This is a genomic window from Rhizobium glycinendophyticum (assembly GCF_006443685.1).
GTDB lineage: Bacteria > Pseudomonadota > Alphaproteobacteria > Rhizobiales > Rhizobiaceae > Allorhizobium > Allorhizobium glycinendophyticum.
In genome coordinates this window covers 105,368-130,256 of record NZ_VFYP01000006.1, presented here as the reverse complement: position 1 = coordinate 130,256, position 24,889 = coordinate 105,368, and the positions used below count along the sequence as shown (strand labels likewise).

The following is a 24,889-nucleotide window of genomic DNA, read 5'->3' as shown; positions in this document are numbered from 1 at the left end:
GACTCTTCCGGATGTGCCTGAATTGAAATCTGCAGATCTGCAGATCGCCAACGGAGATGCTTTGGTGAATGATCCCGGCCGTTCCGAAGGAATGGCTCCAAGGGCGCAATTATACGTCGCGATGCGACGTGCTTGCTCAGCACCCCTGGCGGGGCCGTGTGGCCCCAGCCGTTCCGGACGAACGCGGTTCTAACCTGGAGCTTCCTTCGTCGTGGCCATCGCCCATTTCTCAGCCAGCATCGTCAGCCGCGGCTCCGGCCGCAGTGTCGTGCTGTCAGCGGCCTACCGGCATTGCGCGAAGATGGAGTACGAGCGCGAGGCTCGCACGATCGACTACACCCGCAAGCAGGGCCTGCTACACGAGGAATTCGTCCTTCCTGCCGGCGCCCCGAGATGGGTTCGCTCCCTGACCGCTGATCGTTCTGTCGCCGGAGCTTCGGAAGTCTTCTGGAACAAGCTCGAAGCGTTCGAGAAGCGTGCGGATGCGCAGCTTGCCCGTGACCTGACGATTGCCCTGCCGCTCGAACTGTCGGCGGAGCAGAACATCGCCCTGGTCCGGGATTTTGTCGAGAAACACATCCTCGCCAAGGGCATGGTTGCTGACTGGGTTTATCACGACAATCCAGGCAATCCGCATATCCATCTGATGACCACGCTGCGGCCTTTGACGGAGGAGGGGTTTGGCTCGAAGAAGGTCCCTGTCATTGGCGACGACGGCCAGGCGGTGCGGACCAAGTCCGGGAAGATCCTCTACGAACTCTGGGCCGGATCGACGGATGATTTCAATGTGCTGCGCGACGGCTGGTTCGAAAGACAGAACCATCATCTGGCACTTGGCGGTATCGATCTTCGCGTCGACGGCCGCTCCTACGAAAAGCAGGGGATCGATCTCGATCCCACCATCCATCTCGGCGTCGGGGCCAAGGCGATGGAGCGCAAGGCGGAAAGCCAAGGTGTTCGGTCGGAGCTTGAACGGGTCGAACTGAACGAGCAGCGACGCACGGAAAACGCCCGCCGCATCTTGAAGAATCCTGCCATCGTGCTCGACCTGATCACGCGGGAAAAGAGCGTCTTCGACGAGCGAGACATCGCCAAGGTCGTGCATCGCTACATCGACGATCCCGCTGTCTTCCAGCAGCTGATGATCAGGATCATCCTGAACCCGGACGTGTTGCGGCTGCAGCGCGAGACGATCGATTTCGCCACGGCCAAGAAACTGCCGGCACGCTACTCGACGCGAGCGTTGATCCGGCTGGAGGCGACGATGGCGCGGCAGGCCATGTGGCTGTCGGCTAAGCAGACGCATGCGGTCTCCGAGGCTGCAGTGGGTGCGACGTTCCGGCGTCATGAGCGGCTGTCCGACGAGCAGAAAGCAGCGATTGAGCGCATTGCAGGACCCGCCCGCATCGCTGCCGTCGTTGGACGCGCAGGCGCCGGCAAGACCACGATGATGAAGGCGGCTCGTGAGGCCTGGGAAATGGCTGGATATCGTGTTGTCGGCGGCGCGCTTGCGGGCAAGGCAGCTGAGGGCCTGGAGAAGGAAGCTGGCATCCAGAGTCGCACGCTTGCGTCTTGGGAGCTGCGCTGGAACAGTGGTCGTGACGTCCTGGACGACAAGACGGTCTTCGTCATGGACGAGGCCGGCATGGTGGCCTCGAAACAAATGGCCGGCTTTGTCGATGCCGTGGTAAGGGCGGGTGCGAAGATCGTGCTGGTCGGCGATCCAGAGCAGCTTCAGCCGATCGAAGCGGGTGCTGCCTTCCGCGCGATCGTCAATCGCATTGGTTACGCCGAACTCGAAACCATCTATCGCCAGCGCGACGACTGGATGCGGAAGGCTTCGCTCGATCTTGCGCGCGGCAATGTCGAGAAGGCTCTCGTTGCCTATGAGGGTCAGGGCAGGGTGCTCGGCTCTCGTCTGAAGTCGGAAGCCGTCGATCGTCTCGTCGCCGATTGGAATCGCGACTACGATCGGACGAAGACAACATTGATCCTCGCTCATCTGCGCCGCGACGTCCGCATGCTCAACGTCATGGCCCGCGAGAAGCTGGTGGAACGCGGCATTGTCGGTGAAGGCCATGTCTTCAAAACGGTTGACGGCGAACGCCGTTTCGATGTCGGCGACCAGATCGTCTTCCTGAAAAATGAGGGATCGCTTGGGCTCAAGAATGGAATGATCGGTCATGTCGTCGAGGCTCAACCGAACCGCATTATTGCAACCGTGGGCGAGGGCGATCAGCGGCGCCTGGTGGTGGTCGAACAGCGGTTCTACAACAACCTCGATCACGGCTACGCAACAACAATTCACAAGTCGCAAGGCGCCACGGTCGACAAGGTCAAGGTGCTCGCTTCCCTGTCCCTGGATCGGCATCTGACCTATGTGGCGATGACCCGCCATCGTGAGGATCTGCAGCTCTACTATGGGACTCGGTCCTTCGCCTTCAACGGCGGCCTGGCCAAGGTTCTCTCCCGAAAGAATGCTGAGGAAACGACGCTCGATTATGAGCGCGGCCAACTCTATCGCGAGGCGCTGCGTTTCGCCGAAACGCGCGGCTTGCACATCGTGCAGGTCGCGCGCACGCTGGTCCGCGACCGGCTCGACTGGACTCTGCGCCAGAAGGCGAAGCTTGTCGATCTCGGCCAGCGGCTTGGCGCTTTCGCCGCACGCCTTGGCTTCACCCAAACCTCGAAGACCCAAACGATGAAGGAGGCCGCACCCATGGTCGCAGGGATCAAGACATTTTCCGGCTCTGTGGCCGATACGGTCGATGACAAGCTTGGCAACGATCCCGCCCTGAAGCGGCAATGGGAAGAAGTCTCGGCGCGCTTCGCTTATGTCTTCGCCGATCCTGAAACCGCCTTCCGATCGATGAACTTCGATTCTGTCCTGGCAGACAAGTTGATGGCGAAGCAGGTCCTGCAAAGGCTCGGGGCGGAGCCGGAGACTATCGGTCCATTGAAAGGCAAGACCGGCATTCTGGCAGGCAAGGCAGAGCGCGAGGCACGTCGCATCGCCGAGGTCAATGTGCCTGCTCTCAAGCGCGATCTTGAGCAATATCTGCACATGCGCGAGACGGCAACAATGCGGCACCAGGCGGACGAGCAGAGCCTGCGTCAGCGGGTCTCGACCGACATTCCGGCGCTGTCGCCGGCAGCGCGTGTTGTGCTGGAGCGGGTGCGCGACGCCATCGACCGCAACGATCTGTCGGCGGCGATGGCGTATGCGCTCAGCAATCGTGAGACCAAGCTTGAGATCGACAGTTTCAACAAAGCCGTCACCGAGCGGTTCGGGGGACGGACGCTGCTGAGCAACTCGGCGCGCGAGCCTTCCGGAGCGCTATACGAAAAACTCTCCGAGGGCATGAATCCGGAACAGAAGGAGCAACTGAAACAATCCTGGCCGGTGATGCGGACAGCGCAACAGCTCGCCGCCCAAGAGCGCACCGTCCAGTCGCTAAGACAAGCCGAGGAACAGCGTCTCACCCAGCGCCAGACGCCGGTGCTGAAGCAATGAGGCACAGGCGCATTCTTCAGTTTCTCGCGGCTGCCGCCGTCATCATGTCGGCACTGGCGGCGACGGCGTTCCCGGGCGGCTATCGGCTGAACCTGACCCCCAGCGAGCCGCTCGGCCTCTGGCGCATCGAGGAGCTCCAGCGTCCGGTCTCTATCGGCGATCTGGTTTTTTTATGCCCCCCCACAACAGCCGTTTTCGAAGACGCGCGGCGGCGCGGATATCTGCGCCGAGGGCTCTGCGCCGGCGGAGTCGCGCCGTTGATCAAGACGGTCGCAGCACTTCCCGGACAGCGTGTCGATATCGCTGATCACGTGCTCGTCGATGGTCGCCTGGTTCCCGCATCGTCTGTGTGGCGCACGGATGGCGAGGGCAGGGCGATCAACCCCGATGCCGGCGGCGTCGTGCCACCGGACCATCTATTTCTTCACTCACCGTTTGCGAGCTCTTATGACAGCAGATATTTTGGTCCGGTCCCGGATTCTGGTCTTCTCGGTCTGGCGCGGCCGGTCCTCACCTTCGATCCGTGATTGGGGTGGCGACTATATGCCCGTTCGCTGGAAATCTCCTCTTCTTATACTCGCGTCCATTGTTTGTGGGTGGATCGGCTGGAGCGGGGAGGTGCTTCATCTCCCGCTCGCCATGGTCTTTCCCTTGCTCTGGTCAAAGGCCCCGTCGCGATCAATCGCGTCACTTGTGGCGGCAGGCTATTTCCTGGCGGCCTCTCGCGGGTTGCCCCGGGGCGGGGCCAACTTCTATAGCGCCGATCTCTGGCCCGGACTGGTGCTTTGGGTCGTGGCTTCCGCGTCCTTCGTCATCATCCATGCAGTCTTCTGGACGAATCCTCGTGGTGGAGACTCTTCCGGGAAAAGAGGGACGGACGCGGCGAGAGCGCTACGCTATCTGCTTGCTATGGCGCTAACAGGGCTGCCGCCTTTCGGCATTACGGGCTGGGCGCATCCCTTGACGGCTGCCGGGGTGCTATTTCCCGGCTGGGGATGGTGGGGATTGGGCGCGACCGCGATCCTGTTGGTCTTCATGACCGGTCGACGACGGCAAATCGCGGTCGCAGTCCTTGCAGGACTTTACGTCTGGTCCGCCACGAACTGGACGCCCCCGAAACTAGCACCCGGCTGGATAGCCGTCGATCTGGAACAAGGGGCAAACCTCGGGCGAGATGGCTCGCTTCAGTATCACCGTGACCTGATCGCCATGGTGCGTGGGACAATTGCCAAACGGCCGGACGCGCTTGTTGTGGTGCTTCCAGAGAGCGCGCTCGGTTTCTGGACGCCGACCGCCGACCACGTCTGGCAGGAAGGTCTCCGTGGCTTGGAAGTCACCGTCATTGCAGGTGCTGCTATCATAGACGCCAGGGGCTACGACAATGTCATGGTGGCGATCTCGGCCGATGCGACAAGGGTCGTTTATAGCGAGCGCATGCCGGTCCCGGGTTCGATGTGGCAACCGTGGTTGCGATGGACCGGACAGGGCGGTGGCGCGCGGGCCGACTTCTTCGGCAACCCGTTGGTTGAGGTTGACGGAATAAGGATCGCGCCGCTGATCTGCTACGAGCAGCTTATTCTCTGGCCGGTCCTGCAATCGATGCTGCACGCTCCGCAAGTGGTCGTTGCCGTTGGCAACGGCTGGTGGACCGAAGACACTTCGATCGTTGCCATCCAGAAAGCGAGTGTCACAGCCTGGGCAAGCCTCTTCAGCCTGCCCATCGTTATGGCCTTCAACACATAGGGAGTACCTGGGATGCTCGATGCCGTCCTTATCCAGCAATGCGCCGATCCTTCCCTGAAGCCCGCGATCGTTGAACAGTTCATCGCGAAGGCCGGGTCGCAGGACCCGCTGGCCATCACCGTGCGCTCTGGCAACCGGGTGGTGCTCGTGCCGAAGCCGACAACGGCGGAAGAGGCACTCGCTCTCATCCGCGACAATCTCGGCCGCAACACGGTTCGCGTTGGGATCACACAGTATCCGGCCGGCCTCGGCATCGTCGAGGCCGGTCAGTTGAAGCCTGAGATGGTCGAGCCTTGCGAGAATATCCAAATGGGGACGGCGCTGTTCGCCAAGGTCTTTCGTATCGTCATGAAGTGGTATGGCAATCCCACGGCCAAGGAAGCCCTGCCTCAGGTCATGGACGATGCGGTCATTGCCTGGCAGACGGGGTATTTGGAAGGGGTAGCGGTATTCCGAGCCGAGGATCCGGGGCAGGAGAAAATCACTCGCCCCGCCACGGCCAATCAGGAAGAATCTAAAAATAGCGCCGACTCAAAAGACGATAGCGCTGCAGCGATACTCGCGACCGAAGCGGGAGCTTCCGATCCCAACAAGGCTGGCATCAGGGTTGATCTCTCGGGGATCGGCGCAAGGCCGTAACCAGATGCTTTCTGCAGATCTGCAGACCGATTGTCTTTCCAATGCCCTAGCGGAAACAGTCGTGAGCTTTTATAAGACGGGGCAGGGCAGTACGCGCTGCCCCGGGGTGTGGAAACCTCGTGCAAAGGTTGATGTTGGCCGAAACAACATCGGAATCCTCTGACCATTTGGCCGGGGGCCTGTGACGTATGTCCAGGTGCCTCGGTGCTAAAGGTCGCAGGACTGTGCACACAGTTTCCAACCCCCGGCTTGGGTTCAGGGATTAGCGTTTGCGGGGGCGCACCGCGGACAAATTTCCAGGGTTGGATCACCGATGACTTCGAATGATTTTAGCGCGTCCGCGACAAGCGAACTACGCCCGGTGATTGGGCTGACGCGCGGACTGCCAGGTCCGGATATGGAGGTGTTGGCTGTGAATGCCATCCGGCTGCACAGGCAACTCCTGGAGAAGGCAGACCAGTTGTTTCAGGCTCTTCCGCAGGACTATAAGATCGGCAAGGCTGCGGGCGGCCAACAGCACCTGGAATACATTGAAGCCATGATCGAGATGCACGCACAGATGAGCGCGTTGAATGCGCTCGTTGAGCTTCTCGGTTACATTCCGAAGGTGTCAGTCAATTGATCAGAGCCGTCAGAGAAGGCCAGCGCGGATAGCCAGCGCCACAAGATGTGGCATCGTATGGACTTGAAGTCGCTTTCGGGTTTCTTCGATCTTACTTTTCACGGAATTGTATTTGACCCCCTCCAGGTCGGCGGCTTCGTCCATGGTTTTGCCGACAGCGATCCAGTTCAGGTAGGCAGCCTCCTTTGGGTCGAGGTAGTCCGGGTATTGGTCGGTCGGCGTCAGCGGCAACAGAGACATTCTTGTATGAAGCTGGCCGACCGCTGCTGCGGCCGCGACGGGATTGATCTCGCGCTCAAGATGGATAGTGGTCATGTCGGACGCCAGTGTAAACATGGACGTCGAGCCGTTGGACCCCCGGATGGGAATGGTAATCCCAGAGCGGATGCCGAAATCGGCTGCGCGGTCGAAAAATTCCCGCTCTTCCTTGGAAAGGCGCTTTCGCTCCTGTTCGCCACTCCACGCAAAAGCCTGCTTCAGTGACTTGGCGCGGTTGACGATCGGGTCGAGAGCATCGAACTTTCGCTTGAAATAAAGTCCCCGCCATTCCGGGGCATAGTTGGATGCGGCGACCGTATGCCCTGGTTGAATGTAAAGGTAGGCATATCCGCTGAATCCCGCTTGTTCAGCAAGATGACCCAGTGCACTCTTCAAAATATTTTCGTCACCTCGAAGCGCTGCGACATCAATCAGCTTATCCAGCCAGTGTTGCATTTCATACTCCGCCCAGTGTCAGGTGGAACAGGTCCTCTGTGGATGCACTATCGCCGATACGGACCAAAATCCCGGAGCCCGCCCGGTTCCTTGGCACAGAAGGTAGAGGGCATCGCAATCCGAGGCGCGCCCTCCAAATCCTGCTGCGCAATTACCCCTTCGGTGTGTAGACCTTCTCAACCTCCCACGAACCCACCGGCTGATCGTGTAGCCGCCAAAACTCTTCCGCTACGGCAGCGGCGTCCTCAGCCGTCGTCACTAATCCAGCGACTGTGACAGTCCCGACGTGCACGCCCTTCTGCTTCAGGGGCTCAAAAATCGCATGGGCTAGGGCGCGCAGGCCCGCCTTGCCTACACTCACGGAAAGGTACTCGGGGTGGGGGTACAACGCGAGACCGCCGCCTGTCAGCAAGATCGAGCCGGACCCCCGCTTAGCCATTTCCTTGGCAACCGCTTGCACCGCGACAAGCGCACCACCGATGTTGACAGCCAGGTCAGAATTAAAGCTCTGACGTGGTTGGTCATCCAACGTTGCAACTCTCATTGAAGCCGCGTTAAAATGAAGCACATCAACGCTCGACGCACTCTCCACGTCGGCTACTAGTCTCGCAACGCTCTCTGGGTTGCCAACATCAACTGTGCGGGCCTCAGCATTATAGTTCTTAGCTGTGAGCTGTTCTGCGAGGCGCTCAACCTTGTCGGTGGTGCGGGCGCTGAGCACGACCCGATAACCCTCGCGGGCGAAGCGTACGGCTGTGGCGAGGCCGATCCCCGGGCCGGATCCGATGCTTAGAAATGTCTTCATGTTTTAACCTCCTGGACGATGAAGCGAGGTCATGTAACATATGCATGTTGGTCGATAATCAGGCAGTGATGCAAATCAATCATGCAAAACATGCAGGAATTTTTGGGTGGGGGCGGCCTTGATGAATTGGCCGCCTTCGTCGCGGTTGTCGAAGCGGGAAGCTTCACCGAGGCCGCCAAAATAATAGGCCGTGACCCCTCGGTGCTATCGCGACGCGTAACGCAACTCGAGCAACGGGTCGGGGTGCGACTACTTACCCGTACCACGCGGAAGATCACATTGACGGAGGTCGGTGCCGTCTACTGTCGCCGGGTACAAGGCATGCTCGATGAGCTTGCTAGCGCCAGCCGTGAGGCCAGCGACGCAGCAGTGGCCCCGCAAGGCTTGGTTCGAGTTTCCGTCCCTGTTACGTTCGGGCGTCAATGGATCAGTCCGATGCTGCCGGCATTCCTCGCTCGATTTCCACACATCCGGCTCGACGTTCGCTTCACAGACCGTTTCGTCCATGTGGCGGCAGAGGGGTTCGATGTATCCATCAGGGTCGCTGCAGGTGTTCAGCGAGACAGCTCTTTGACGAGCCGTAGGCTTGCGTCCTACCGAAACCTGCTTGTGGCTGCCCCTAGCTATATCGAAGGCAACAGCACGCCTGAGAAGCCTGCTGACTTGCTGAACCATTCATGTCTCGGATTTACAGCCTATTCAGATTGGCCGGACTGGCCACTGTCCAAAGACGGACGTCGCACGGTCCTACGGCCGAACTACGCGCTTGTTGCGGATAACTCAGAGGCATTGCTAGATGCGGCGATTGCCGGCGCAGGGATATTCTTCACTTCTGACTGGATGGCTGGCAGGGCTCTCCGCACGGGCAAACTGGTCGAAGTCCTACCCGGATGGACGGGAAAGAGTGAAGGTGGTGTGTACGCCATCCTACCGCACGGGCGACTGGTGCCGACGAAGACGCGCCTGTTCGTTGACGAGGTAGCGCAGGTCATCAAGTCGGGTTGGAGCCGCTCAGTTGTAGGCTGACATTCCCACTTGGTGCGTACGGCGGAAGCTGACGAGCGCGTTTTACACCCCCTGTCCAGCAGAACGAGCTCATCGGCTCATGCAATTCGAGACAGCATCGCAGGTGCGTCACACGTTTGATTTGAGCTGGTCATTGGCTGCTTAGGGGACAACGCGCGCCAAAATGGAGACAGGAGCATTGTATGGATCGGTTAAGAGCCATGGAAATATTCACTCGCGTTGTCGAAGGAGGAAGCTTGGCCAAGGCAGCGGCAACGATGTCAATGCCTCGCTCTTCCGTGACCATGGCGATAAACCGTCTAGAGGAATATCTTGGGGTTCGATTGCTACAACGAACCACCCGCAATATAAGTCTGACAGCTGACGGTGAGGCATTTTACGATCACTGCTGCCGCATCCTTGAGGATCTTGAAAGCGTCGAGTCTGGCCTGAGGCGGGGCGCCACAGCGCTGCAGGGCCGGATCCGCGTGGACATGCCCGTCTCTATCGCCACCTCCGTCATCATCCCGGCGCTAAGTGACTTCAGGAAGCGGTACCCGGGCATCAAACTGAACGTCGGAGCCAATGATAGGCGCGTCGACCTCATTCAGGAAGGAATAGATTGCGCTATCAGGACCGGTCCCTTGGCCGACTCGGCGCTTATTAGCCGTCGCATTGGTGGGTTTAACTGGATAACCTGCGCGTCGCCGGCTTACTTAGAGGGACGTTCAGTCCCAGGCATACCTCACGACCTCGCTTCGCACGAACTGATTGGTTACTTCTATGGCGATGGTCGAGGTGACAAGTGGACATACTTTAGCGATGGAACTGCTTTGACATTACCAGTGCAGAGCCAGTTATCGGTCAACGAGACATCATCGTATCTGGCGTTGGGGCTGCACGGTCATGGGATCGTCAGGCTTGCCGATTACATCGTAAAGCCGTACCTCGAAGATGGAAGGCTGGTAGAGTTGCTGCCTCGTTTCCGCCCGCCGGAGATGCCGATATCGATCATCTACCCCACGTCCCGTCACTTATCGAGCGTTATGAGAGCTTTCGTCGATTGGAGCGCGGGAATATTCGCCACCACATGAGCGCGGCATCGCGGCAATCGCAGCATGCTGAAGGTGGGTCGGCCTATCGCTACCCGTCGACACCATACTTTAGGCAGATTGCTCAAACTTCTTGAACAATGAATTGCCGTGACAATGGCTTCCGAAGTTCGTTCAAGTCGCTCATCTAGTACGCCGTAGCCCGCGTTTGGGCCCGCAACGGAACATTAAAAAACAACCGCATCGGAGCGGTCATACGCGACCAAAGCGCGCCTCCGACAGCGGTCGGCGTGTACACGCTTCCGCATGCGTAGCTGAGGAAAGGATGACGCCATGAAACCGGTTGTGGCCACTGCGCTTGCCGCCGTCAACGCTCTCCCGGCCTACGCTGTCGACTATCGAGTAGAGCCTCTCTCCCTCGATCATCAAGCTCCACTATACCTTCCCCAATCACCGGTCGGCAGCCACTTCGATCATATCTTCACGTCGCAGGGGAGCGGTTCCAGGAGACTTACCAACTTCAGCCAGATCACAGCCTGAAGCTTCTCAGCCGATGGCGGGCAAGCAGGAGGTAGTCGCCTCCTACGCTGAGGCGTACCGCGCTGTCGGCATCTTCCAAGTCGACAGTGCTCAATCAGAACAACACGAACAGGTGCCACCATGACATCAACTCGCCGCGGCTTCCTCGCTGGCTTTTCCGCAATCACTGCCGCAACCATCGCATCGGACGGCCCGGGGCCATCTCGAGCTCTGGCTGCCGATAGACGCAGCTCAAGGACCGACCCTTCCCGCCCAATCCTGATCAAGGGGGCTACCATTCTCAGCCTCGATGCGGCAACGGGGGATCTGGAACGTGGAGACATTCTCATAGAAGGTTCCGTCATCCGGAAGATCGCGACGGAGATCGCCGTCAGCGGCGCCGAGGTAATCGACGCCGCAGGCAAGATTGCGATTCCGGGGTTCGTCGACACCCACAGGCACGCATGGGAGGGGCAGCTCCGGCGGGTCAACCCGAACTCGGCGGACCTCAAGAACTATCTCGAGGGTACGCACCTTTCCTTCGCGACGAAGTACCGCCCCGAAGACATGTATGTCGGCAACATGCTGACGGCGCTCGGCTGCATCGACGCCGGAATCACGACGATCATCGACAACTCGCACAACAGTCGCTCCATCGACCATGCGCGGGCCGCGGTGGAGGCATTGCGGGCCGCCGGAATCCGTGCGGTCCACGCGCCGGGAGCGCCCCTTGCCGGAACATGGCAGAAAGACAGTTGGTACGACGACCTCGCGAAACTCCAGAAAGAGAAGTTCGGTGACACCGAAGATCTCGTAACACTGGCGATGATGACCGCGCCGGATGCCGAGCAATGGGCAGTAGGAAGGAAGCTTGGACTTGATCTCGTCACCGAGTTCTTCGGCAAGGAGATGTCCGACATGCTGCCAGCGTTCCGGAAGGCGGGCGTCCTCGGCAAGGACAATGTCTTCAACCACTGCACCGGGTTGAGCCCGGAGGCGTGGTCCCTGATCACCGAGTCAGGCGTCCGGGTCAATGTGTGCCCGAGGTCGGACGCTCACTGGGCTCTTGAAGCGGGATTCTTTGGATACCAGGACGCCCTCGACAATGGGCTGCGCCCCGGGTTCAGCGTGGACAACGAGAGCGCCTATGGCGGTGACATGTTCACCGAGATGCGCACGGCCTTCTACCTTCAGAGAAGCGCCGCCCAGGGAAGAAAGCTAAGGGGGGACCAGAACGCGCCGAAACCCGTAGGCATGCGGGACGTGCTGCGGGCTGCCACGATCGACGGCGCTCGCGTCGCCGGACTGGAGCATAAGACGGGAAGCCTCGCCGAAGGCAAGCAGGCCGACATCGTCATCATCAACGCGAACGACATCAATCTCTATCCCTCCGCCAACGCCCTCGGCACCGTTGCCGCGGCAGCGGATCGCGGAAACGTCGAGACGGTCATCATCGGTGGGATCGTACGCAAGCGGGACGGCAAGCTCGTAGGCGTGGACATGCCGAAGCTGAGGCGCGCTACCGAGAGTTCCCGCAGCTACCTCTTCGGGGCCGTCGGGTTCCGCGATGATCTTTTCGCCGAAGAATTTGCTCTAGAACACTGAAAGGAGAACGGCATGTTTGCGCTTTACTTCCTGATCGCCTTCGCCGCGGGTTGCGCAATCTCCGTCCAGGCCGCGGTGAACGCACAGCTGGCGTCCGGTATCGGCGGCAATGTCTTCGGTGCGGCTTTCTATTCGTTCGCGTCCGGCGCGGTCGTCTTGGGTCTGGTGGCATTCCTTCATGGGGGGCTGGCGAACGCTGTCGCAGCTCTTCCGTCGCAGGCTCCATGGAAGCTGATAGGAGGTGTTCTGGGAGCGGGCGCTATCTTCAGCACTGTCATTCTGGCTCCAAGGATCGGGCTGGCGAATCTCCTCATCCTCGTTATCGCCGGACAATTAGTAACGTCGCTGCTCATCGACAAGTTCGGGCTGCTGAACTCCCCCCTCCTTCCCGTGACTCAGGTGAAGCTCTGGGGCGCGGTGTTCGTTATCGGCGGAGCTCTCATGACCCTCTTTGGGGATCGTATCCTCTCTTGGCTGAGTCACACTGCCTAGAGCCTAGCCAAGGTATGGCAGCAGCACCACATGAACCAAGGAGACTCAAATGACCACGGCAAATAATCGGCTGGAACTTGGAAAAGCTAAATTCGAAGAGCTTACAGGCCACCCTGCCGAGGCGTTCATCGATAGCTTGAAGAATATCTCACCGGACTTCGCCCGTCGCGCCCTGGAATGGGAATTCGGCGACGTGATGGCACAAACGGCGCTTGATCGACGGCTTCAGGAAGCTGTAGCTGTCGCCGTGTTCGCAACTCTTGGAGCGACGGCAGCACAAGTTTTGAAGTTGAGGATCGGCACAGCGCTCAGGGCCGGGCTCAGCAAGGATGAGGTCGTCGATATTTTGAACCAGGTAGCTCTGGGAGCAGGACTTCCGGCCGGGTTGGCGGCTCTACAGGTCGCCGAGGCGGCGTTTGCCGGATCTGATGAACCCCTCGGTAACGAACAACCGCCCTCCGAATGACGCTCTTTACCTATGTGACGGACCCACGCACGGCGCCCCCCTTAATGGCGACATCTCACAGCTCCACGAGGTTGTGCTCTCTTCTCGCTTACCCTCATTCGGCACGAGCTTGGTCTGGTCGCGGGCCGGCAAAACAATACAATGTTTCTAACGATACCATCTTGAATGAAGCCAGCCTCATCCGTCATGTAATGGTGCTTTCCTAGATCCGGTCTCACATCTGCGTCAATCAGGTCTATAAATTGCGCAGAGCTTGTTCCCATCTGGATCTCGCACATAGCCTAGGTAGAGCCCGCTCAAGCCGCTGTTACGCAGCCCCGGCGGATCCTCAATCGAAGTCCCCCCGTGAGCAACTGCAACATCGTGAAACTGCCTTACCTGCTCGGCGGAGCTGCACTTGAACGCGATGGTGCTGCCGTTACCGGCTGTCGCCAATGCATCGTTGATCGGCTGGCTGACACAGAATGTTCCGCCACTTTGCCGGTAGAACAGTCGGATGTGTCCGCTGTCGGCTATATTTTCCTTTGCCTCATCGACACCCAAAACAGCAAGAACAGCGTCGTAGAAATGTTTTGAACGATCAATATCATTAGACCCGACCATGATGTGATTAAACATTTGGCTCTCCCTACCGAGACAGTGCCCGTTTCCTGACCGCAACAGCCGATAGTTTACCACGCACGAAAGAAAGACTATGTTAGGACCCTAATATCGTATTAGGGTCCTAACATGTCAAGTGAGCTGGTTTATCCGGTCGGAGCGTTCTTGAAGAGGGCGCAACACGCTTATCGCCTGAGAGTTGATCGTGATTTGCGGGCACTTGATCTGACTGCGCCACAATATGCGGTTTTGGCAGCGATCCAAAAGGAGCACGGCTTGTCAAATGCCGACCTCTCCCGCGTCGCGTTTGTAAAACCCTCTACGATGCTGGGTCTTATTTCGAACCTGGAGCGTGCCGATCTTATCATTCGTTCACCACATCCGGAGCAGGCGCGCGTTCTCCGAACCGCACTGACCGAGTCTGGAACGAGGGTCTTTGAGCAAGCTCAAGAAATTGTCGAATCTATCGAGCGCGTTTTATGCGACGCGGTGGGAGTAGCTAATGTGCCTGAATTCATAAAGCTCCTCTCTAGGTGCGCTGATCGCCTAGAGGGTTGAACTTCCACATTTCCGCTCACGCATCCGAAACCAATTACCGATTAACATTCTTGCTTTCGACCTCGCCTAAGCTGCCCTTTTCCAGGTTGAGGCTTTCACAGAAATTCTGCCAACCCAATGGATCCGGTTTCAGGATCGATCTTAGGAAGATTGTCGTCGATTGCTGGACCAATGCGACATGTCTCGGCTCCTCGAAATCCGTTTCGGCGGCGCCATAGCCTGAGATCCCGCCAAGCATGTGTTTGCTTCCATACAGCGTGAGCAGTGCAGAGGCACCGGGACTGTAGAGATAGGGATCGCGGAACCAGTCCGGTCCTCGCGTCGTGAGCGGTGAGTAATCGTCGTCCCCACTTACGACCAGAGTTGGTCTGTCGAGACCGGCGAAGTCGGTGTCGAGATAGGGGGTTTGTGCAATCGCCATTTCCGTTAAGCTGTCGCCACCCAGCCCGCCGGCAGCGAGCAGCAAACCCGCTGAAACCCGTTTATCCGATCGATCCACACCATCGAGCTTTGTCCGGGCGCCGAGCAGCATACTGGCAGCCCAGGCGCCGAACGAATGGCCCGCGACCGCGATACATTCAAGATCGACTCGTCCAGCCAATCCCGGAACTGAGGCGCAGATGGTCGCGAGATGATCTATCACGTTTGTCAGATCGGCGACCCGGTGACGCCAGAAATCGCGGCGCCGCAAATCATCTTGAGCCAGAGCAAGTCGGCGCGAATCCAGATGCGTCGGCTGCACGACGACAAAACCCTCCGCCGCCCAATAATCGACAAGCGGACCATAGGCATCCATGGAGGAGCCGAACCCGTGCGAGAAGACGATAACCGGGAGCGCTGCACCCTGGATTGGCGCGCTGACGCGGACACGCAAGTCATCACCGCGTTCGGGAGCTGCTAATCGAATAGACCTCAACGACAGGACGGGCATATCCGAGTGAACCGTTGCGTCTTTGAAGGTTGACGTTTCGAAGGCCATCAGATTTCTCCGAGCTCACTGACCGCGATCACGACCTTGCCGAATGGACCTTTGTCGAGATGATCGAATGCTGCGTGCAAATCCGCAAAAGCGTACGTGGAATCTACGACGGGCTTGATCTTGGCTTGATCGACTGCCCGGACAAGGCGGGTCAACGCCCTGCGGCTTCCGGTTCCAATGCCATGGATAGTCACATCCTTCAGCATGAGTGGCATGGCAGGCGCGCTGATGTCGAAACCCTCGAGAGCTCCGATCTGGCAGATGTGGCCGCCTACCGCGGCGAGCTGTACCGATTTAGCAAGATGCGGGCCGCCGATGACCTCAAGGACATGATCGGCACCGCGGTCATTAGTAAGCTCGTAGACCGCCTCGACCCAATCCTCACGATCGCTGTCGATGTAGTGATCAGCGCCCAAAGCTATTGCTCGCTCGGCGTTGGCGGCTTTACCAGACACGATTACCTCTGCGCCGTTGGCTTTAGCGATCTGGAGGCCAAAGAGGGCAACGCCACCCGTGCTGGGAATCAAAACTATGTCACCAGCCTGAACACCTGCGCGTTCCACTAATGCGAACCAGGCAGTTACGCCAGCGCATGGCAGGGTAGCTGCATGCACCATATCGAGCGTCGTGGGTGCGGTAACAAACCACTCCTCCGACATGGCGATGTATTCTGCGAGAACGCCCGGATAGTAGCCGCCGAGAGTACGATAGGCCGGGGTTCGCGCATTCCCCTGGCGCAACCCATCGATCCAGTCCGGCGTGAAGGTCGAGATGACGCGGTCACCTTCCGCAAAGCGAGTCACGCCCTCACCTACTCCCACCACTTTACCGGCAAGGTCCGACCCAGGTGTGAACGGGAACTTGAGCGGCAATCCCCTGCCCGTTTCGATCACCATCTTATCACGGTAGTTCAAGGCTACGGCCCCTACCCTGACCAGCACTTCCTTCGGCCCCGGTTCTGGGACCGGGACCGATTTCAACTCGAGCCTGTCTCGCCCGATTTCGTCAATCTCCCAACGAAGCATTTGTTTATCCACCAGACGACTCCTTGTTTGCGCAGTTCGCGGCCCACATCTCGAAACACCCGGAAGCATTACATGATCGATTATTGATGATAATCCGCTATAATCTGTATAGGTAGTTGTGCTGGAGAGCATCAATGAAGGGTGGGGATTTTATTGAGCTGACGGCGTTTCTCTGTGTGACGGAGGAGCGAAGTTTTCGACGGGCAGCCACTCGGATGGGGATGTCGCCTTCGGCGCTAAGCCACACAATTCGTGCGCTTGAACAGCGGTTGGGTGCCCGCCTGTTGAATCGGACAACCCGAAGTGTGGCGCCTACCGAAGCAGGACTGAAATTGTATAGCCGCGTGCGCCCCGCCATAGATGAGATCAATGACGCTTCAAAGGACGTCGGTACTGCTCAAACAGAACCCCGCGGGCTGGTGAGGATCAACTTGCCCCGGATAGCAGCCCGGCTGCTGCTTACGCCAATGCTTCCGGATTTTGCTGTGAGATATCCCGATGTCCGCTTGGAACTGGTTATCGATGACGGCATTACGGATATCGTCCGGGAAGGTTTTGATGTCGGCATAAGGTCGGGCGAGCTTGTACAACAGGACATGATCGCGCTCCGGCTCACACCCGACCTCAGAATGATCGTTGTCGGATCGCCAGCATATTTCGCAAAAAGAACAGTACCGCGGCATCCCCGTGAACTGCGTGAGCATCGATGCCTTGCCTATCGGTGGGACAAAAGTGGCGCGTTGCAGCGATGGGAGTTCCAGGGTCCTGACGGCGTAATTGTCATCAACGTCGACAATGTGATCACAGCAAATGAGACGGATTTTCTCTTGGATGCGGCCAGGTCTGGATTCGGTCTCGCGAATATCGGTGAGAATCTCGCTGCGCCATATATCAACTCCGGAGAGCTCGTTCAGGTTCTTGTTGACTGGACAAAACCGCTTGCGGGACTTCATCTTTACTACGTCAACAAGCCGCACATGCCTGCAGCGCTCAGGGCTTTCATCGACGCGATAAAATCCGCAAGCAACGCTCATATGCATGTTGAATGACATCCCAGCCGTCCGGTCGCCAACGGCTGTCATGAATCCCTCCATCGGCTGTTTCTATTCTTCGCGAAGGATGTGAAGGTTCTAGTCAATGGCATCGATGATATTCACGGCTGAAATGGGATCGGCTGTCTTGACCGACTGGAGAAGCAACTGCGGCGCCACTGCAGATTCTGCGGAAAGTATCCCATGCGCTCCATTTTGCCTGATCTGCTTATTGACAACCATGTTGTCTATCGCGATAGTTAACCAGGTTGTCCATCTCACCTCCCCCGAACAATGGAGCTCCCTTATGTTTGCTGCATCCAAAAACTCCGCATCATTAGAGACATCGGCGACGATCGAAGAAGTCGAACACAAATACGTCCAATTAAACGGCAAGACCCTTCATTACGTGATCGCCGGCGATAAGGGGTCTCCCATCATACTCGTTCACGGGTTTCCCGAATCCTGGTGGGCATTCCATAAGTTAATTCCTCTTTTGGCGCACGAGCATCGAGTTATCGCTGTCGACCTGCGTGGTTTTGGCGATTCCGATGTTGCTGATGATGACTTCACAAGTCGCGACGCGGCCGACGACCTGTGCCATCTCATCAAACATCTCGATCTCGGCCCGGTTCATTTACTGGCCCAGGACGTGAGTGGTCAGGTAGGTTATCGAGTCGCTGCTGAACACGGCGAACTTATTCGCACGCTGATCGCGATCGAGACCGGCCTGCCAGGTTTTGGAGCAGAGATGTTGGCGAATGTGCTCGTAGGGGGTGCTTGGTACATCGGCGCGATTGCCGCTGACGGCGTGGCAAACTCCATACTTTCCGGGCGAGAGCGCGAGCTGATCACTGGTCTCGTCTATCCTTCCTACAATCTCGGCGAGGCGCTGTCCCAAGCCGATGGAGAGGAGTTCGTCCGCGCCTACGCCAGACCGCATGGACTGAATGGTTCTGTGGGTCTCTATCGCTCTCTCCTCAGGGACGGTGAAGCCATGAAAGAGCTCGCCGTGACGCAACTTAAGATGCCAGTTCTCGCTGTCGGTAGCTTTGGCGGCCCGTTCACCGAGACTACCATGCGGCAAGTGGCAGAGGATGTGACGTCGGTGCATATTGATGGGGCCGGTCATTATCTGGCACAGGAAGCGCCGGACCGGCTGGCCGAGGCAGTCCTGCGGTTTTGCGCCACTTAAGGGTTGGTCTGCGTCTTTGTTGGCTTGCTGAAACTCGCCAGCAGAGTAAAAGCCAGTCAACCGATTTTTATGGGAACCGCGATGTCTAATCTAGGGGTCGATCTGGCTCTTTTGCTGCTTGGCGGGTTCCGCAAGCTTGTCGACGAGGCGATGAAAGAACTCGCCCATCGAGGCCACCCGGACTTCAGACCTGTCTATGAGTACGCGCTTCTGGCCATAGACGCAGGAGCGTCGAATGCCACCGATCTGGGGCGGCGCCTCTCGGTTTCGAAGCAGGCGGCTGCGAAAACCATCGCGGTGCTTCAGCGGCGCGGATACATTTCGGTCGAGCCTGATCGCGGTGATGCTCGCCGCAAGAAATTGCGCATCACGGAACTAGGTTACGAAGTCATGCAAATGGGCGCGGAGGTCTTCCAAGATCTTCGCAATCAATGGGCACATGAGATCGGGATTGGCAAGCTCGAAGCGCTTGAGGCAGAGCTAAGGTTGCTTGTCGGTGCTCCGTCTGTGCGTATCGACACGCCGGGCTGGATGCTTCAGGAGGATCAAAGCGGGTAATCTTTGCTCACGCCTCCAGCCGAAACAGAAAGATTCAGATGAAAGTTGAGGAGGATCACAGTTGTGCCCGGAGTATTGAAACGGCATCGAGCTTACATCGCAGACACGACCGCCTTGGTCGTGTTCTTCACCGCAACCGGCGTGATTAATGAACGTTTCATTGCCGGGATGGCTTGGAACGAGGTCGCTCAAGCGCGATTCATAGGGGCTTTGCTTATGCTCCCGGTGGGGAGACCCTATGGCCTATGGCGTGACTGGATGATGGCTCATGCAAGCGAAACGAGAGTGTCACAACTGTTTTGGGACAGCCTAGCGCTTCTAAGCTTCCAAGTGCCAATATACGCGGGCATTATCGCCTTCAGTGGTGCATCAGGAGGTGGCCTCGTTCGGGGGATCATCGGGGCCGCGCTCATGATGATTTTGCTCGGCAGACCCTATGGAGCTTTCCTGAACGTTGTTCGTCACGCGTTTGGCCTTCCGCCAGGGAACTTGAAACCGATGTCGCTCAACACGTGAACTTCCCCGTGGACGCCGTGGTTTCGCTAGAGGAACCGGAAGTCGGTCAGGACCCGGTCCAGCCGGACGAGAATGACCAGAAACGAATCCATAGGTGAGCGGTGCCGACGTTCGCGCTTCGCAACACGATCTGCGCCATCCGAGGCTAGAGCTGCTTTGAAATCGGCCGTTACAGCGTCGCGGACGTCCCGAGTATCGCCGTCGACTGACTTGAGATCGTCCCGCCGTTGCCATGCACCAAAGCCAGGTCGGCTCCCTTGACCTGACGGTCACCACACTCGCCGCGCAACTGGCGGACTGCTTCGACCGTTATGAAGGCGCCGTACATGCCGGGATGAATGCACGACAATCCACCGCCGTTCGTATTAACGGGAAGCCGACCGCCTGGAGCGATTCCCCCGTCGGCGACGAAGCGGCCTCCCTCGCCTTTTGAGCAAAACCCGAGATCCTCAAGGAACAGAATCGTGTTAATCGAGAACGCATCGTAGAGTTCGGCGACGTCGATATCCTTGGGCAGGAAGCCGGCCATCTTGAAGGCTTCGCGACCCGACTCCACCGCAGCCGTCTCGGTCAGACTCGGCAGGGAAGATCCCTGCCGCCCATGGACGCGCGTGGCATTTCCGAGCACATGGATTGGCGGATGCGGCAGATCCTTCGCCCGATCGGCGCGCACCATGACATAGGCAGCCGCACCGTCGCTTACCATGCAGCAGTCAAGCGCGCTCAGCGGGTCCGAGATCATCCTTGCGGCAAGAACTTCCTCCCGCGTCAGAGGATCGCGGCGCAAAGCCTCAGGGTTGAGCCGGGCCCAGGCACGGGCGGCGACGACGACATCAGCAAGGTTTTCGCGCGTCGTACCATATTCGTGCATGTGCCGCGCCGCCGCCATCGCGTAGGTACTGAGCGGATTGAGCGGCTCGTAGGGATACTCATAGGGCTGTGGGTCGAAGTCGCGCCGCACGCCGGCGATGACCTTGCGGCTGATCGATGATGTTCTCTGCGTACTGCCGTAACAGACCAGAACGGCATTGCACTGGCCGGAATTTAGAGCGTGAATCGCGGGCATCATATGCGCCACGAAGCTCGACCCGCCGAGCATGGTAGAGTCTATGAAAGACGGCTTAATTCCGAGATATTCGATCACCGGCATCGCCCACATCGGCGCGAGAACGCTTGCCGTGGTCAGTCCGTCGATGTCGCGCATCGCCAAACCGGCATCGGCAATGGCGGTTTGCGCCGCCTGTGCGAGGATCTCCATCTCTGTGAACCCCTCGGCTGCGCCAAGCCCCGCTTGGCCGACACCGACAATGGCAACCTTTCCACGCAGATCCCAACTCATTGCTGATCCTCCGGACGATAGAGAACGGTGTCGCCCGCCGGGCCTACGCCGGAAAAACGCACAGGCATGCCGATGCGAACCTCCCCCGGATCGCATCCCACAATCTGCGTCATCAGACGCACCCCTTCGCTCAGATCGACCAGCGCGACGTTATAATCCCCACCGGCCTCGGGTTTCCGGCGAACGGTCGTTGCGGAATAGACGACGCCCGATCCCTCCGGTGCAAACCATCCAAGCGGGCCACCGCAATTGGGGCAGTGCGTGCGCGGATAGAAGACCGCGGCGGTGCAATCGTCGCAGCGCTGGATACGGAACTGACCTTTGCCTAACAGGTCGAAATACTCGGCTTGGGGGCCCATCGTGGTTACATTCCTGATTTTTTAGAAAATGAAGGGGCTCGGCGCTCCCGAAGCGACTGCAGGCCTTCGCCCAGATCTTCACCAGCAAATCCGAGCATCTCGAGCGCCAGCGAGGCATCGAAGCTGGGGCCTGCGAGCCGTAGCCAGTTGTTGAGCGAATGTTTCGTCCATTGCAGGGCCGAGGGCGATCCCGCAGCGAGCCGCCCGGCAATCTGCAGCGTTTCGGCTTCGAGCGCATCATCCTCCACACATAGAGCGACGAGCCCCATGCGTTCGGCCGCCTCGCCCGTCACAGGCTCGTTCAAAAGCAGGTGGTACTTGGCCTTAGCCATGCCGCACAGCAGCGGCCAGATGATCGCGGCATGATCACCTGCGGCCACGCCAAGCCGCACATGGCCATCTACCAGCTTTGCCGATTTCGCCGCCACCGGGATGTCGGAAAGCAATGCTGCTGCAAGCCCCGCACCGACTGCGGAACCCTTAATCGCGGACACAATTGGCTTGGGGCAATCAATGATGCCAAAGACAAGATCGCGGGCTTCGCGGAACATTCGCGCCCGCGCCTCGGGACGGGCGGCCAGATCCTCGACCACTGCGAAATCGCCGCCGGCGGAGAACGCACGGCCTTCGGCGGCGAGGAGCACGGCGCGCGTGTCGTCGTCGCGCGCGATGACCCGCCATATATCGGCGAGTTGCCGGTGCCCTTCCTCGTCGAGTGCATTCAGCCGGTCGGGGCGGTTCAGCAGAACCCGCAACACCCCCTCCTCCGGCCGGTCCACGACGACGCTGTCGAAACTTTTATAGTTCTTCATCGCATCATCCTCCGATCGAACGGCGGGAGGTAATGCCGCCATCCACCGTTATGATCGTGCCCGAGGTATAGCCCGAGCGTTCAGAGGCGAGGAATGCGAAGAGGTCAGCGATCTCCCGCACCTTGGCAACCCGCCCCAACGGGTAGTTCGCCATCAATTCCTCATAGCGGCATTCGTCGCCGAGCTGCTCTTGAGCGCGCAGCTTGAGCACCTTGATGATGCGGTCCGTCGCGACGGGCCCGGGATTGACGCCGATAACCCGGATGTTGTCGTCGAGGCTCGGCCCGCCGATAGCCCTGGTGAACGCCATGAGCGCGGCATTGCCGGTGCTGCCGGCAATGTAGCGCGCATCGAAGTTCTCCCCGCCATTGCCGATGTTGTTGAGGATCACACCGTGCCCCCGCGCCTTCATCCGGGCATAGAATATCCGGGTCATGTCGATGTAGCCCATGACCTTCACGTCCCAGCCCCGGCGCCACGCCTCGGCATCGACCTGCCAGATATTCCCGGCAGGGATGGCACCGGCGTTGTTGACGAGCACGTCTACGTCGCCCGCTTCCGCCGCGATCTGTGCCACGGAACCGGGTTGCGTTAGATCCGCCCCCTGAACCCTGACATCCACCCCGTAGCGTTCGTTAAGGCGGCTTGCCAGCGCGTGCATTCTTTCGACCTGGCGCGCGACAAGGTGAAGATCGCAGCCCTCCTCGGCAAAGACCTCCGCCAAACCTTCACCGATGCCCTGCGATGCCCCCGTGATCAGAACCCGCTTTCCCTTCAACATCAGATCCATGAGTTCATACTCCTACAGTTTCGTTCTGCTGTTCGAGGACCGCGCGGATTGCCTCTATCGCCTCCGGATTGACCAGCGACGAAACGTCCCCCACGGGCTGACCGGAGTAGATCGATCTGACGACGCGGCGCATGATCTTGGAACTGCGCGTTTTAGGAAGATCGGTGACGAGATAGACCGCTTTGGGAGAGAACGGCCTTCCAAGCCTTTCGCGAATACGGCTTCCGACCTCTGCAACTAGCCCTTCACCGCTGTTATCAGACGCGGTCAAAAAAACTGCAATTGACTGTCCTTTCACAGGATCATCGACCCCTATCACAGCAACCTCTTTGACGCCGTCGATCTCGACGACAATTTCCTCGACTTCTGCGGGGCCCACGCGTTTGCCGGCGACCTTCAACGTATCGTCGGAACGGCCAACCAGAACGTAGTTGCCGTCTGCGTCGTGGATCGCCAGATCGCCCTGTACCCAGACGCCCGGAAGGGTCTTCCAATAGGTCTCAAGGTAGCGTTCGTCGTCACCCCAGAAGCTTTGCGTCATGCCGATGAACGGTTCCCGGACCACCAGTTCGCCGACCTCTCCGGTGATGGAATGGCCTTCGGCATTGACGACATCCACAGCAACGCCGGGGGATCGTGCATTGAAGCTGCCCGAAATGATTGGGCGCGTCACGACGCTCGACAGAAGCGCACCGGACGCCTCCGACCCCCCCGTGTAGTTGATTACCGGGCTGTTGCCTGATCCCATCTTGGTCTGGAACCACGTGAAATGCTCAGACGCGATGCTCTCGCCGGCGGTGATCAAGAGTTCGACGGTCGACATGTCTGCTGCGGTGCTGATCGCCTCGTTTGCCGCAAGCCCGCGAATCAGGGTCGGCGCAGATCCGAAATGGGTGATACGATGGGTTTCGATCAAGCGGCCAAGGCGGCCCCAATCGGGATAATCCGGCGCACCATCGTAACAGACGAGATGCGCGCCGCGACTAAGCGCCGAGGTGAGCACGAGAGCACCGGCAATCCACCCCATATCGGCCGGCCAGCAATAGGTCGAAGCAGGCGAGACATTGAAATGCACGGCGGAATCATGCGCGACCTTAATTGGAAAACTGCCGTGGGTGTGGACCGTGCCTTTGGGTTTGCCGGTGGTACCGGAAGTGTAGATCAGCATGAACGGATCTGAGGTTTCCATCACCTCGGGCTCGTCCATGACGCCGTTCCGGACGAGATCATCCCAATCGCCAGCGCCGGGCCAGAGTTCGCTTGGTCCGGAAGGGGACAGTTTCTGTATGATCTTTACATTGGCCGGCATCGCTGCGCGCACAGTTTCGACGGTTTGCCTGGTAGAGACGAACTTGCCGCGCCGCTCAAAGCCCGTGGTCACAACGAGAACGGAAGCATCACAGGACTGTAGTCGAGCAAGTATGGCATCACTGCCAAAACCGCTGAACAGCGGCACCGCAACCGCGCCAATATAGCTGATTGCCAGAAACGTCACCGTTGCGGGGACGCCGTTCTCCATTAGCAGTCCGATACGGTCTCCACGCCCGACACCCTGAGCCTTTAGCCCGGCGGCAACGCGCTTGACGCTCGCGCGCAGCCCGCCATAGGTCAATGTCTCCGTCTCCCCGTTCTCCGAGACACCCGTGACGGCGGGTCTGTCCGGCCCGTCGTCGGCGTGGTCGAGCAGGGTGTCGGTCCAGTTCAGGCGGCCGCCTGGAAACCAGACGGGGAACTCCCGCCCACGCGAGAAATCCGCATAAGCTGAGTAAGGATGACGCCAGCGGATGACGCAAAACGAGTTGACCGCGTCCCAGTAACGCTGTGGGTCCGCAAGCGAGAGAGCATAAAGCTCATCATAATCAGCGCATCCAAGCGAACGAGCAAGCTTCGAGACCTGCGCGTTCTCGACAATGTCGTCTCCAGGTGTCCAGATCGATAATACCTTTGTCAC

General features: G+C 58.9%; 25 protein-coding genes. 15 read left to right on the top strand and 10 right to left on the bottom strand.

The genetic code is table 11. From position 1 onward, the window contains the following. The first annotated feature begins 211 nt into the window (after nucleotides 1–211). The 5 genes from traA to FJQ55_RS21695 all read left to right on the top strand — a co-directional run bounded on the left by traA (nucleotide 212) and on the right by FJQ55_RS21695 (nucleotide 6,518). Nucleotides 212–3,514, top strand: a complete 3,303-nt coding sequence (gene traA / locus FJQ55_RS21715) for a Ti-type conjugative transfer relaxase TraA (protein WP_140831945.1) — start codon at nucleotides 212–214, stop codon at nucleotides 3,512–3,514. A 44-nt stretch (nucleotides 3,515–3,558) separates the two neighbouring features. After that, nucleotides 3,559–4,041 carry a conjugative transfer signal peptidase TraF gene (traF, locus tag FJQ55_RS21710; RefSeq protein ID WP_425467574.1) on the top strand — a complete coding sequence of 161 codons (483 nt, stop codon included), beginning with the start codon at nucleotides 3,559–3,561 and terminating at the stop codon, nucleotides 4,039–4,041. 16 nt (nucleotides 4,042–4,057) lie between these two features. Next, the gene (locus FJQ55_RS21705) at nucleotides 4,058–5,257 is read left to right on the top strand and encodes a conjugal transfer protein TraB (protein ID WP_140831941.1); all 1,200 of its coding nucleotides are present in this window, start codon (nucleotides 4,058–4,060) and stop codon (nucleotides 5,255–5,257) included. Between the two features lie 12 nt (nucleotides 5,258–5,269). Beyond that, nucleotides 5,270–5,896, top strand: coding sequence for a TraH family protein (locus FJQ55_RS21700; protein WP_140831938.1), 627 nt, complete (start codon nucleotides 5,270–5,272; stop codon nucleotides 5,894–5,896). 313 nt (nucleotides 5,897–6,209) lie between these two features. Beyond that, on the top strand, nucleotides 6,210–6,518 hold the full coding sequence (locus FJQ55_RS21695; protein ID WP_140831936.1) for a transcriptional repressor TraM: 309 nt from the start codon (nucleotides 6,210–6,212) through the stop codon (nucleotides 6,516–6,518). 9 nt (nucleotides 6,519–6,527) lie between these two features. Here FJQ55_RS21695 and traR read toward each other — a convergent pair whose 3' ends face one another. Continuing rightward, complete coding sequence (gene traR, locus FJQ55_RS21690; protein WP_140831934.1) at nucleotides 6,528–7,232, bottom strand: autoinducer-binding transcriptional regulator TraR; 705 nt, start codon at nucleotides 7,230–7,232, stop codon at nucleotides 6,528–6,530. 151 nt (nucleotides 7,233–7,383) lie between these two features. After that, nucleotides 7,384–8,037, bottom strand: coding sequence for an SDR family oxidoreductase (locus FJQ55_RS21685; protein ID WP_140831931.1), 654 nt, complete (start codon nucleotides 8,035–8,037; stop codon nucleotides 7,384–7,386). Between the two features lie 81 nt (nucleotides 8,038–8,118). Here FJQ55_RS21685 and FJQ55_RS21680 point away from each other — a divergent pair, with 81 nt between their 5' ends. From FJQ55_RS21680 to FJQ55_RS21660, 5 genes are all read left to right on the top strand, one after another. Beyond that, the gene (locus FJQ55_RS21680; protein WP_140831928.1) at nucleotides 8,119–9,063 is read left to right on the top strand and encodes a LysR family transcriptional regulator; all 945 of its coding nucleotides are present in this window, start codon (nucleotides 8,119–8,121) and stop codon (nucleotides 9,061–9,063) included. A 200-nt stretch (nucleotides 9,064–9,263) separates the two neighbouring features. Next, nucleotides 9,264–10,136 carry a LysR family transcriptional regulator gene (locus FJQ55_RS21675; RefSeq protein ID WP_208758255.1) on the top strand — a complete coding sequence of 291 codons (873 nt, stop codon included), beginning with the start codon at nucleotides 9,264–9,266 and terminating at the stop codon, nucleotides 10,134–10,136. A 618-nt stretch (nucleotides 10,137–10,754) separates the two neighbouring features. Further along, nucleotides 10,755–12,218: an amidohydrolase family protein gene (locus tag FJQ55_RS21670; protein ID WP_140831924.1), complete on the top strand. Its 1,464-nt coding sequence runs from the start codon at nucleotides 10,755–10,757 to the stop codon at nucleotides 12,216–12,218. 12 nt (nucleotides 12,219–12,230) lie between these two features. Next, complete coding sequence (locus FJQ55_RS21665; protein WP_140831922.1) at nucleotides 12,231–12,710, top strand: DMT family transporter; 480 nt, start codon at nucleotides 12,231–12,233, stop codon at nucleotides 12,708–12,710. Between the two features lie 49 nt (nucleotides 12,711–12,759). Continuing rightward, nucleotides 12,760–13,176 (top strand): carboxymuconolactone decarboxylase family protein, encoded by a 417-nt coding sequence (locus FJQ55_RS21660; protein WP_140831921.1) that lies wholly within the window; start codon nucleotides 12,760–12,762, stop codon nucleotides 13,174–13,176. A gap of 225 nt (nucleotides 13,177–13,401) precedes the next feature. On the opposite strand, the gene FJQ55_RS21655 is transcribed toward FJQ55_RS21660, so the two are convergent. Further along, on the bottom strand, nucleotides 13,402–13,794 hold the full coding sequence (locus tag FJQ55_RS21655) for a VOC family protein (protein ID WP_140831919.1): 393 nt from the start codon (nucleotides 13,792–13,794) through the stop codon (nucleotides 13,402–13,404). A gap of 111 nt (nucleotides 13,795–13,905) precedes the next feature. Here FJQ55_RS21655 and FJQ55_RS21650 point away from each other — a divergent pair, with 111 nt between their 5' ends. Beyond that, the gene (locus tag FJQ55_RS21650) at nucleotides 13,906–14,334 is read left to right on the top strand and encodes a MarR family winged helix-turn-helix transcriptional regulator (RefSeq protein WP_140831917.1); all 429 of its coding nucleotides are present in this window, start codon (nucleotides 13,906–13,908) and stop codon (nucleotides 14,332–14,334) included. Between the two features lie 34 nt (nucleotides 14,335–14,368). On the opposite strand, the gene FJQ55_RS21645 is transcribed toward FJQ55_RS21650, so the two are convergent. Continuing rightward, the gene (locus tag FJQ55_RS21645) at nucleotides 14,369–15,313 is read right to left on the bottom strand and encodes an alpha/beta hydrolase family protein (protein ID WP_208758254.1); all 945 of its coding nucleotides are present in this window, start codon (nucleotides 15,311–15,313) and stop codon (nucleotides 14,369–14,371) included. Further along, nucleotides 15,313–16,338, bottom strand: coding sequence for a zinc-dependent alcohol dehydrogenase family protein (locus FJQ55_RS21640; RefSeq protein WP_140832005.1), 1,026 nt, complete (start codon nucleotides 16,336–16,338; stop codon nucleotides 15,313–15,315). Before FJQ55_RS21640 ends, FJQ55_RS21645 begins: the two co-directional genes overlap by 1 nt. Nucleotides 16,339–16,472: 134 nt before the next feature. Here FJQ55_RS21640 and FJQ55_RS21635 point away from each other — a divergent pair, with 134 nt between their 5' ends. From FJQ55_RS21635 to alaE, 4 genes are all read left to right on the top strand, one after another. Then, nucleotides 16,473–17,387, top strand: coding sequence for a LysR family transcriptional regulator (locus FJQ55_RS21635; RefSeq protein WP_140831914.1), 915 nt, complete (start codon nucleotides 16,473–16,475; stop codon nucleotides 17,385–17,387). Between the two features lie 289 nt (nucleotides 17,388–17,676). Then, a complete protein-coding gene (locus tag FJQ55_RS21630; protein ID WP_140831912.1) occupies nucleotides 17,677–18,564 on the top strand; it encodes an alpha/beta fold hydrolase in 888 nt (295 codons plus the stop codon). 24 nt (nucleotides 18,565–18,588) lie between these two features. Beyond that, a complete protein-coding gene (locus FJQ55_RS21625) occupies nucleotides 18,589–19,122 on the top strand; it encodes a MarR family winged helix-turn-helix transcriptional regulator (RefSeq protein WP_208758253.1) in 534 nt (177 codons plus the stop codon). Nucleotides 19,123–19,185: 63 nt separating this feature from the next. After that, entirely contained in the window at nucleotides 19,186–19,638 is a 453-nt protein-coding gene (alaE, locus tag FJQ55_RS21620; protein WP_140831909.1) for an L-alanine exporter AlaE, read from the top strand. 169 nt (nucleotides 19,639–19,807) lie between these two features. Here the strand turns inward: alaE and FJQ55_RS21615 are convergent, their stop codons facing one another. The 5 genes from FJQ55_RS21615 to FJQ55_RS21595 are packed head-to-tail and all read right to left on the bottom strand — an operon-like array spanning nucleotide 19,808 to nucleotide 24,889. Further along, the gene (locus FJQ55_RS21615) at nucleotides 19,808–20,977 is read right to left on the bottom strand and encodes a thiolase (protein WP_140831906.1); all 1,170 of its coding nucleotides are present in this window, start codon (nucleotides 20,975–20,977) and stop codon (nucleotides 19,808–19,810) included. Beyond that, complete coding sequence (locus tag FJQ55_RS21610) at nucleotides 20,974–21,336, bottom strand: Zn-ribbon domain-containing OB-fold protein (RefSeq protein ID WP_140831904.1); 363 nt, start codon at nucleotides 21,334–21,336, stop codon at nucleotides 20,974–20,976. Before FJQ55_RS21610 ends, FJQ55_RS21615 begins: the two co-directional genes overlap by 4 nt. A 5-nt stretch (nucleotides 21,337–21,341) precedes the next feature. Then, nucleotides 21,342–22,148 carry an enoyl-CoA hydratase/isomerase family protein gene (locus FJQ55_RS21605; RefSeq protein ID WP_140831902.1) on the bottom strand — a complete coding sequence of 269 codons (807 nt, stop codon included), beginning with the start codon at nucleotides 22,146–22,148 and terminating at the stop codon, nucleotides 21,342–21,344. A 4-nt stretch (nucleotides 22,149–22,152) separates the two neighbouring features. Continuing rightward, nucleotides 22,153–22,938, bottom strand: coding sequence for an SDR family oxidoreductase (locus FJQ55_RS21600; RefSeq protein WP_140831899.1), 786 nt, complete (start codon nucleotides 22,936–22,938; stop codon nucleotides 22,153–22,155). Between the two features lie 4 nt (nucleotides 22,939–22,942). Further along, nucleotides 22,943–24,889: an AMP-binding protein gene (locus FJQ55_RS21595; RefSeq protein WP_140831897.1), complete on the bottom strand. Its 1,947-nt coding sequence runs from the start codon at nucleotides 24,887–24,889 to the stop codon at nucleotides 22,943–22,945.

Coding starts and splice junctions, on each gene's coding strand:
- FJQ55_RS21700 (WP_140831938.1), top strand. CDS start 5,270: ATGCTCGATGCCGTCCTTATCCAGCAATGCGCCGATCCTTCCCTGAAG.
- FJQ55_RS21655 (WP_140831919.1), bottom strand. CDS start 13,794: ATGTTTAATCACATCATGGTCGGGTCTAATGATATTGATCGTTCAAAA.
- FJQ55_RS21680 (WP_140831928.1), top strand. CDS start 8,119: ATGCAAAACATGCAGGAATTTTTGGGTGGGGGCGGCCTTGATGAATTG.
- FJQ55_RS21665 (WP_140831922.1), top strand. CDS start 12,231: ATGTTTGCGCTTTACTTCCTGATCGCCTTCGCCGCGGGTTGCGCAATC.
- traR (WP_140831934.1), bottom strand. CDS start 7,232: ATGCAACACTGGCTGGATAAGCTGATTGATGTCGCAGCGCTTCGAGGT.
- FJQ55_RS21670 (WP_140831924.1), top strand. CDS start 10,755: ATGACATCAACTCGCCGCGGCTTCCTCGCTGGCTTTTCCGCAATCACT.
- FJQ55_RS21610 (WP_140831904.1), bottom strand. CDS start 21,336: ATGGGCCCCCAAGCCGAGTATTTCGACCTGTTAGGCAAAGGTCAGTTC.
- traF (WP_425467574.1), top strand. CDS start 3,559: ATGTCGGCACTGGCGGCGACGGCGTTCCCGGGCGGCTATCGGCTGAAC.
- FJQ55_RS21615 (WP_140831906.1), bottom strand. CDS start 20,977: ATGAGTTGGGATCTGCGTGGAAAGGTTGCCATTGTCGGTGTCGGCCAA.
- FJQ55_RS21705 (WP_140831941.1), top strand. CDS start 4,058: ATGCCCGTTCGCTGGAAATCTCCTCTTCTTATACTCGCGTCCATTGTT.
- FJQ55_RS21645 (WP_208758254.1), bottom strand. CDS start 15,313: ATGGCCTTCGAAACGTCAACCTTCAAAGACGCAACGGTTCACTCGGAT.
- FJQ55_RS21630 (WP_140831912.1), top strand. CDS start 17,677: ATGTTTGCTGCATCCAAAAACTCCGCATCATTAGAGACATCGGCGACG.
- FJQ55_RS21635 (WP_140831914.1), top strand. CDS start 16,473: ATGAAGGGTGGGGATTTTATTGAGCTGACGGCGTTTCTCTGTGTGACG.
- FJQ55_RS21685 (WP_140831931.1), bottom strand. CDS start 8,037: ATGAAGACATTTCTAAGCATCGGATCCGGCCCGGGGATCGGCCTCGCC.
- FJQ55_RS21660 (WP_140831921.1), top strand. CDS start 12,760: ATGACCACGGCAAATAATCGGCTGGAACTTGGAAAAGCTAAATTCGAA.
- FJQ55_RS21605 (WP_140831902.1), bottom strand. CDS start 22,148: ATGAAGAACTATAAAAGTTTCGACAGCGTCGTCGTGGACCGGCCGGAG.
- FJQ55_RS21695 (WP_140831936.1), top strand. CDS start 6,210: ATGACTTCGAATGATTTTAGCGCGTCCGCGACAAGCGAACTACGCCCG.
- FJQ55_RS21640 (WP_140832005.1), bottom strand. CDS start 16,338: ATGCTTCGTTGGGAGATTGACGAAATCGGGCGAGACAGGCTCGAGTTG.
- FJQ55_RS21650 (WP_140831917.1), top strand. CDS start 13,906: ATGTCAAGTGAGCTGGTTTATCCGGTCGGAGCGTTCTTGAAGAGGGCG.
- FJQ55_RS21675 (WP_208758255.1), top strand. CDS start 9,264: ATGGAAATATTCACTCGCGTTGTCGAAGGAGGAAGCTTGGCCAAGGCA.
- FJQ55_RS21600 (WP_140831899.1), bottom strand. CDS start 22,938: ATGGATCTGATGTTGAAGGGAAAGCGGGTTCTGATCACGGGGGCATCG.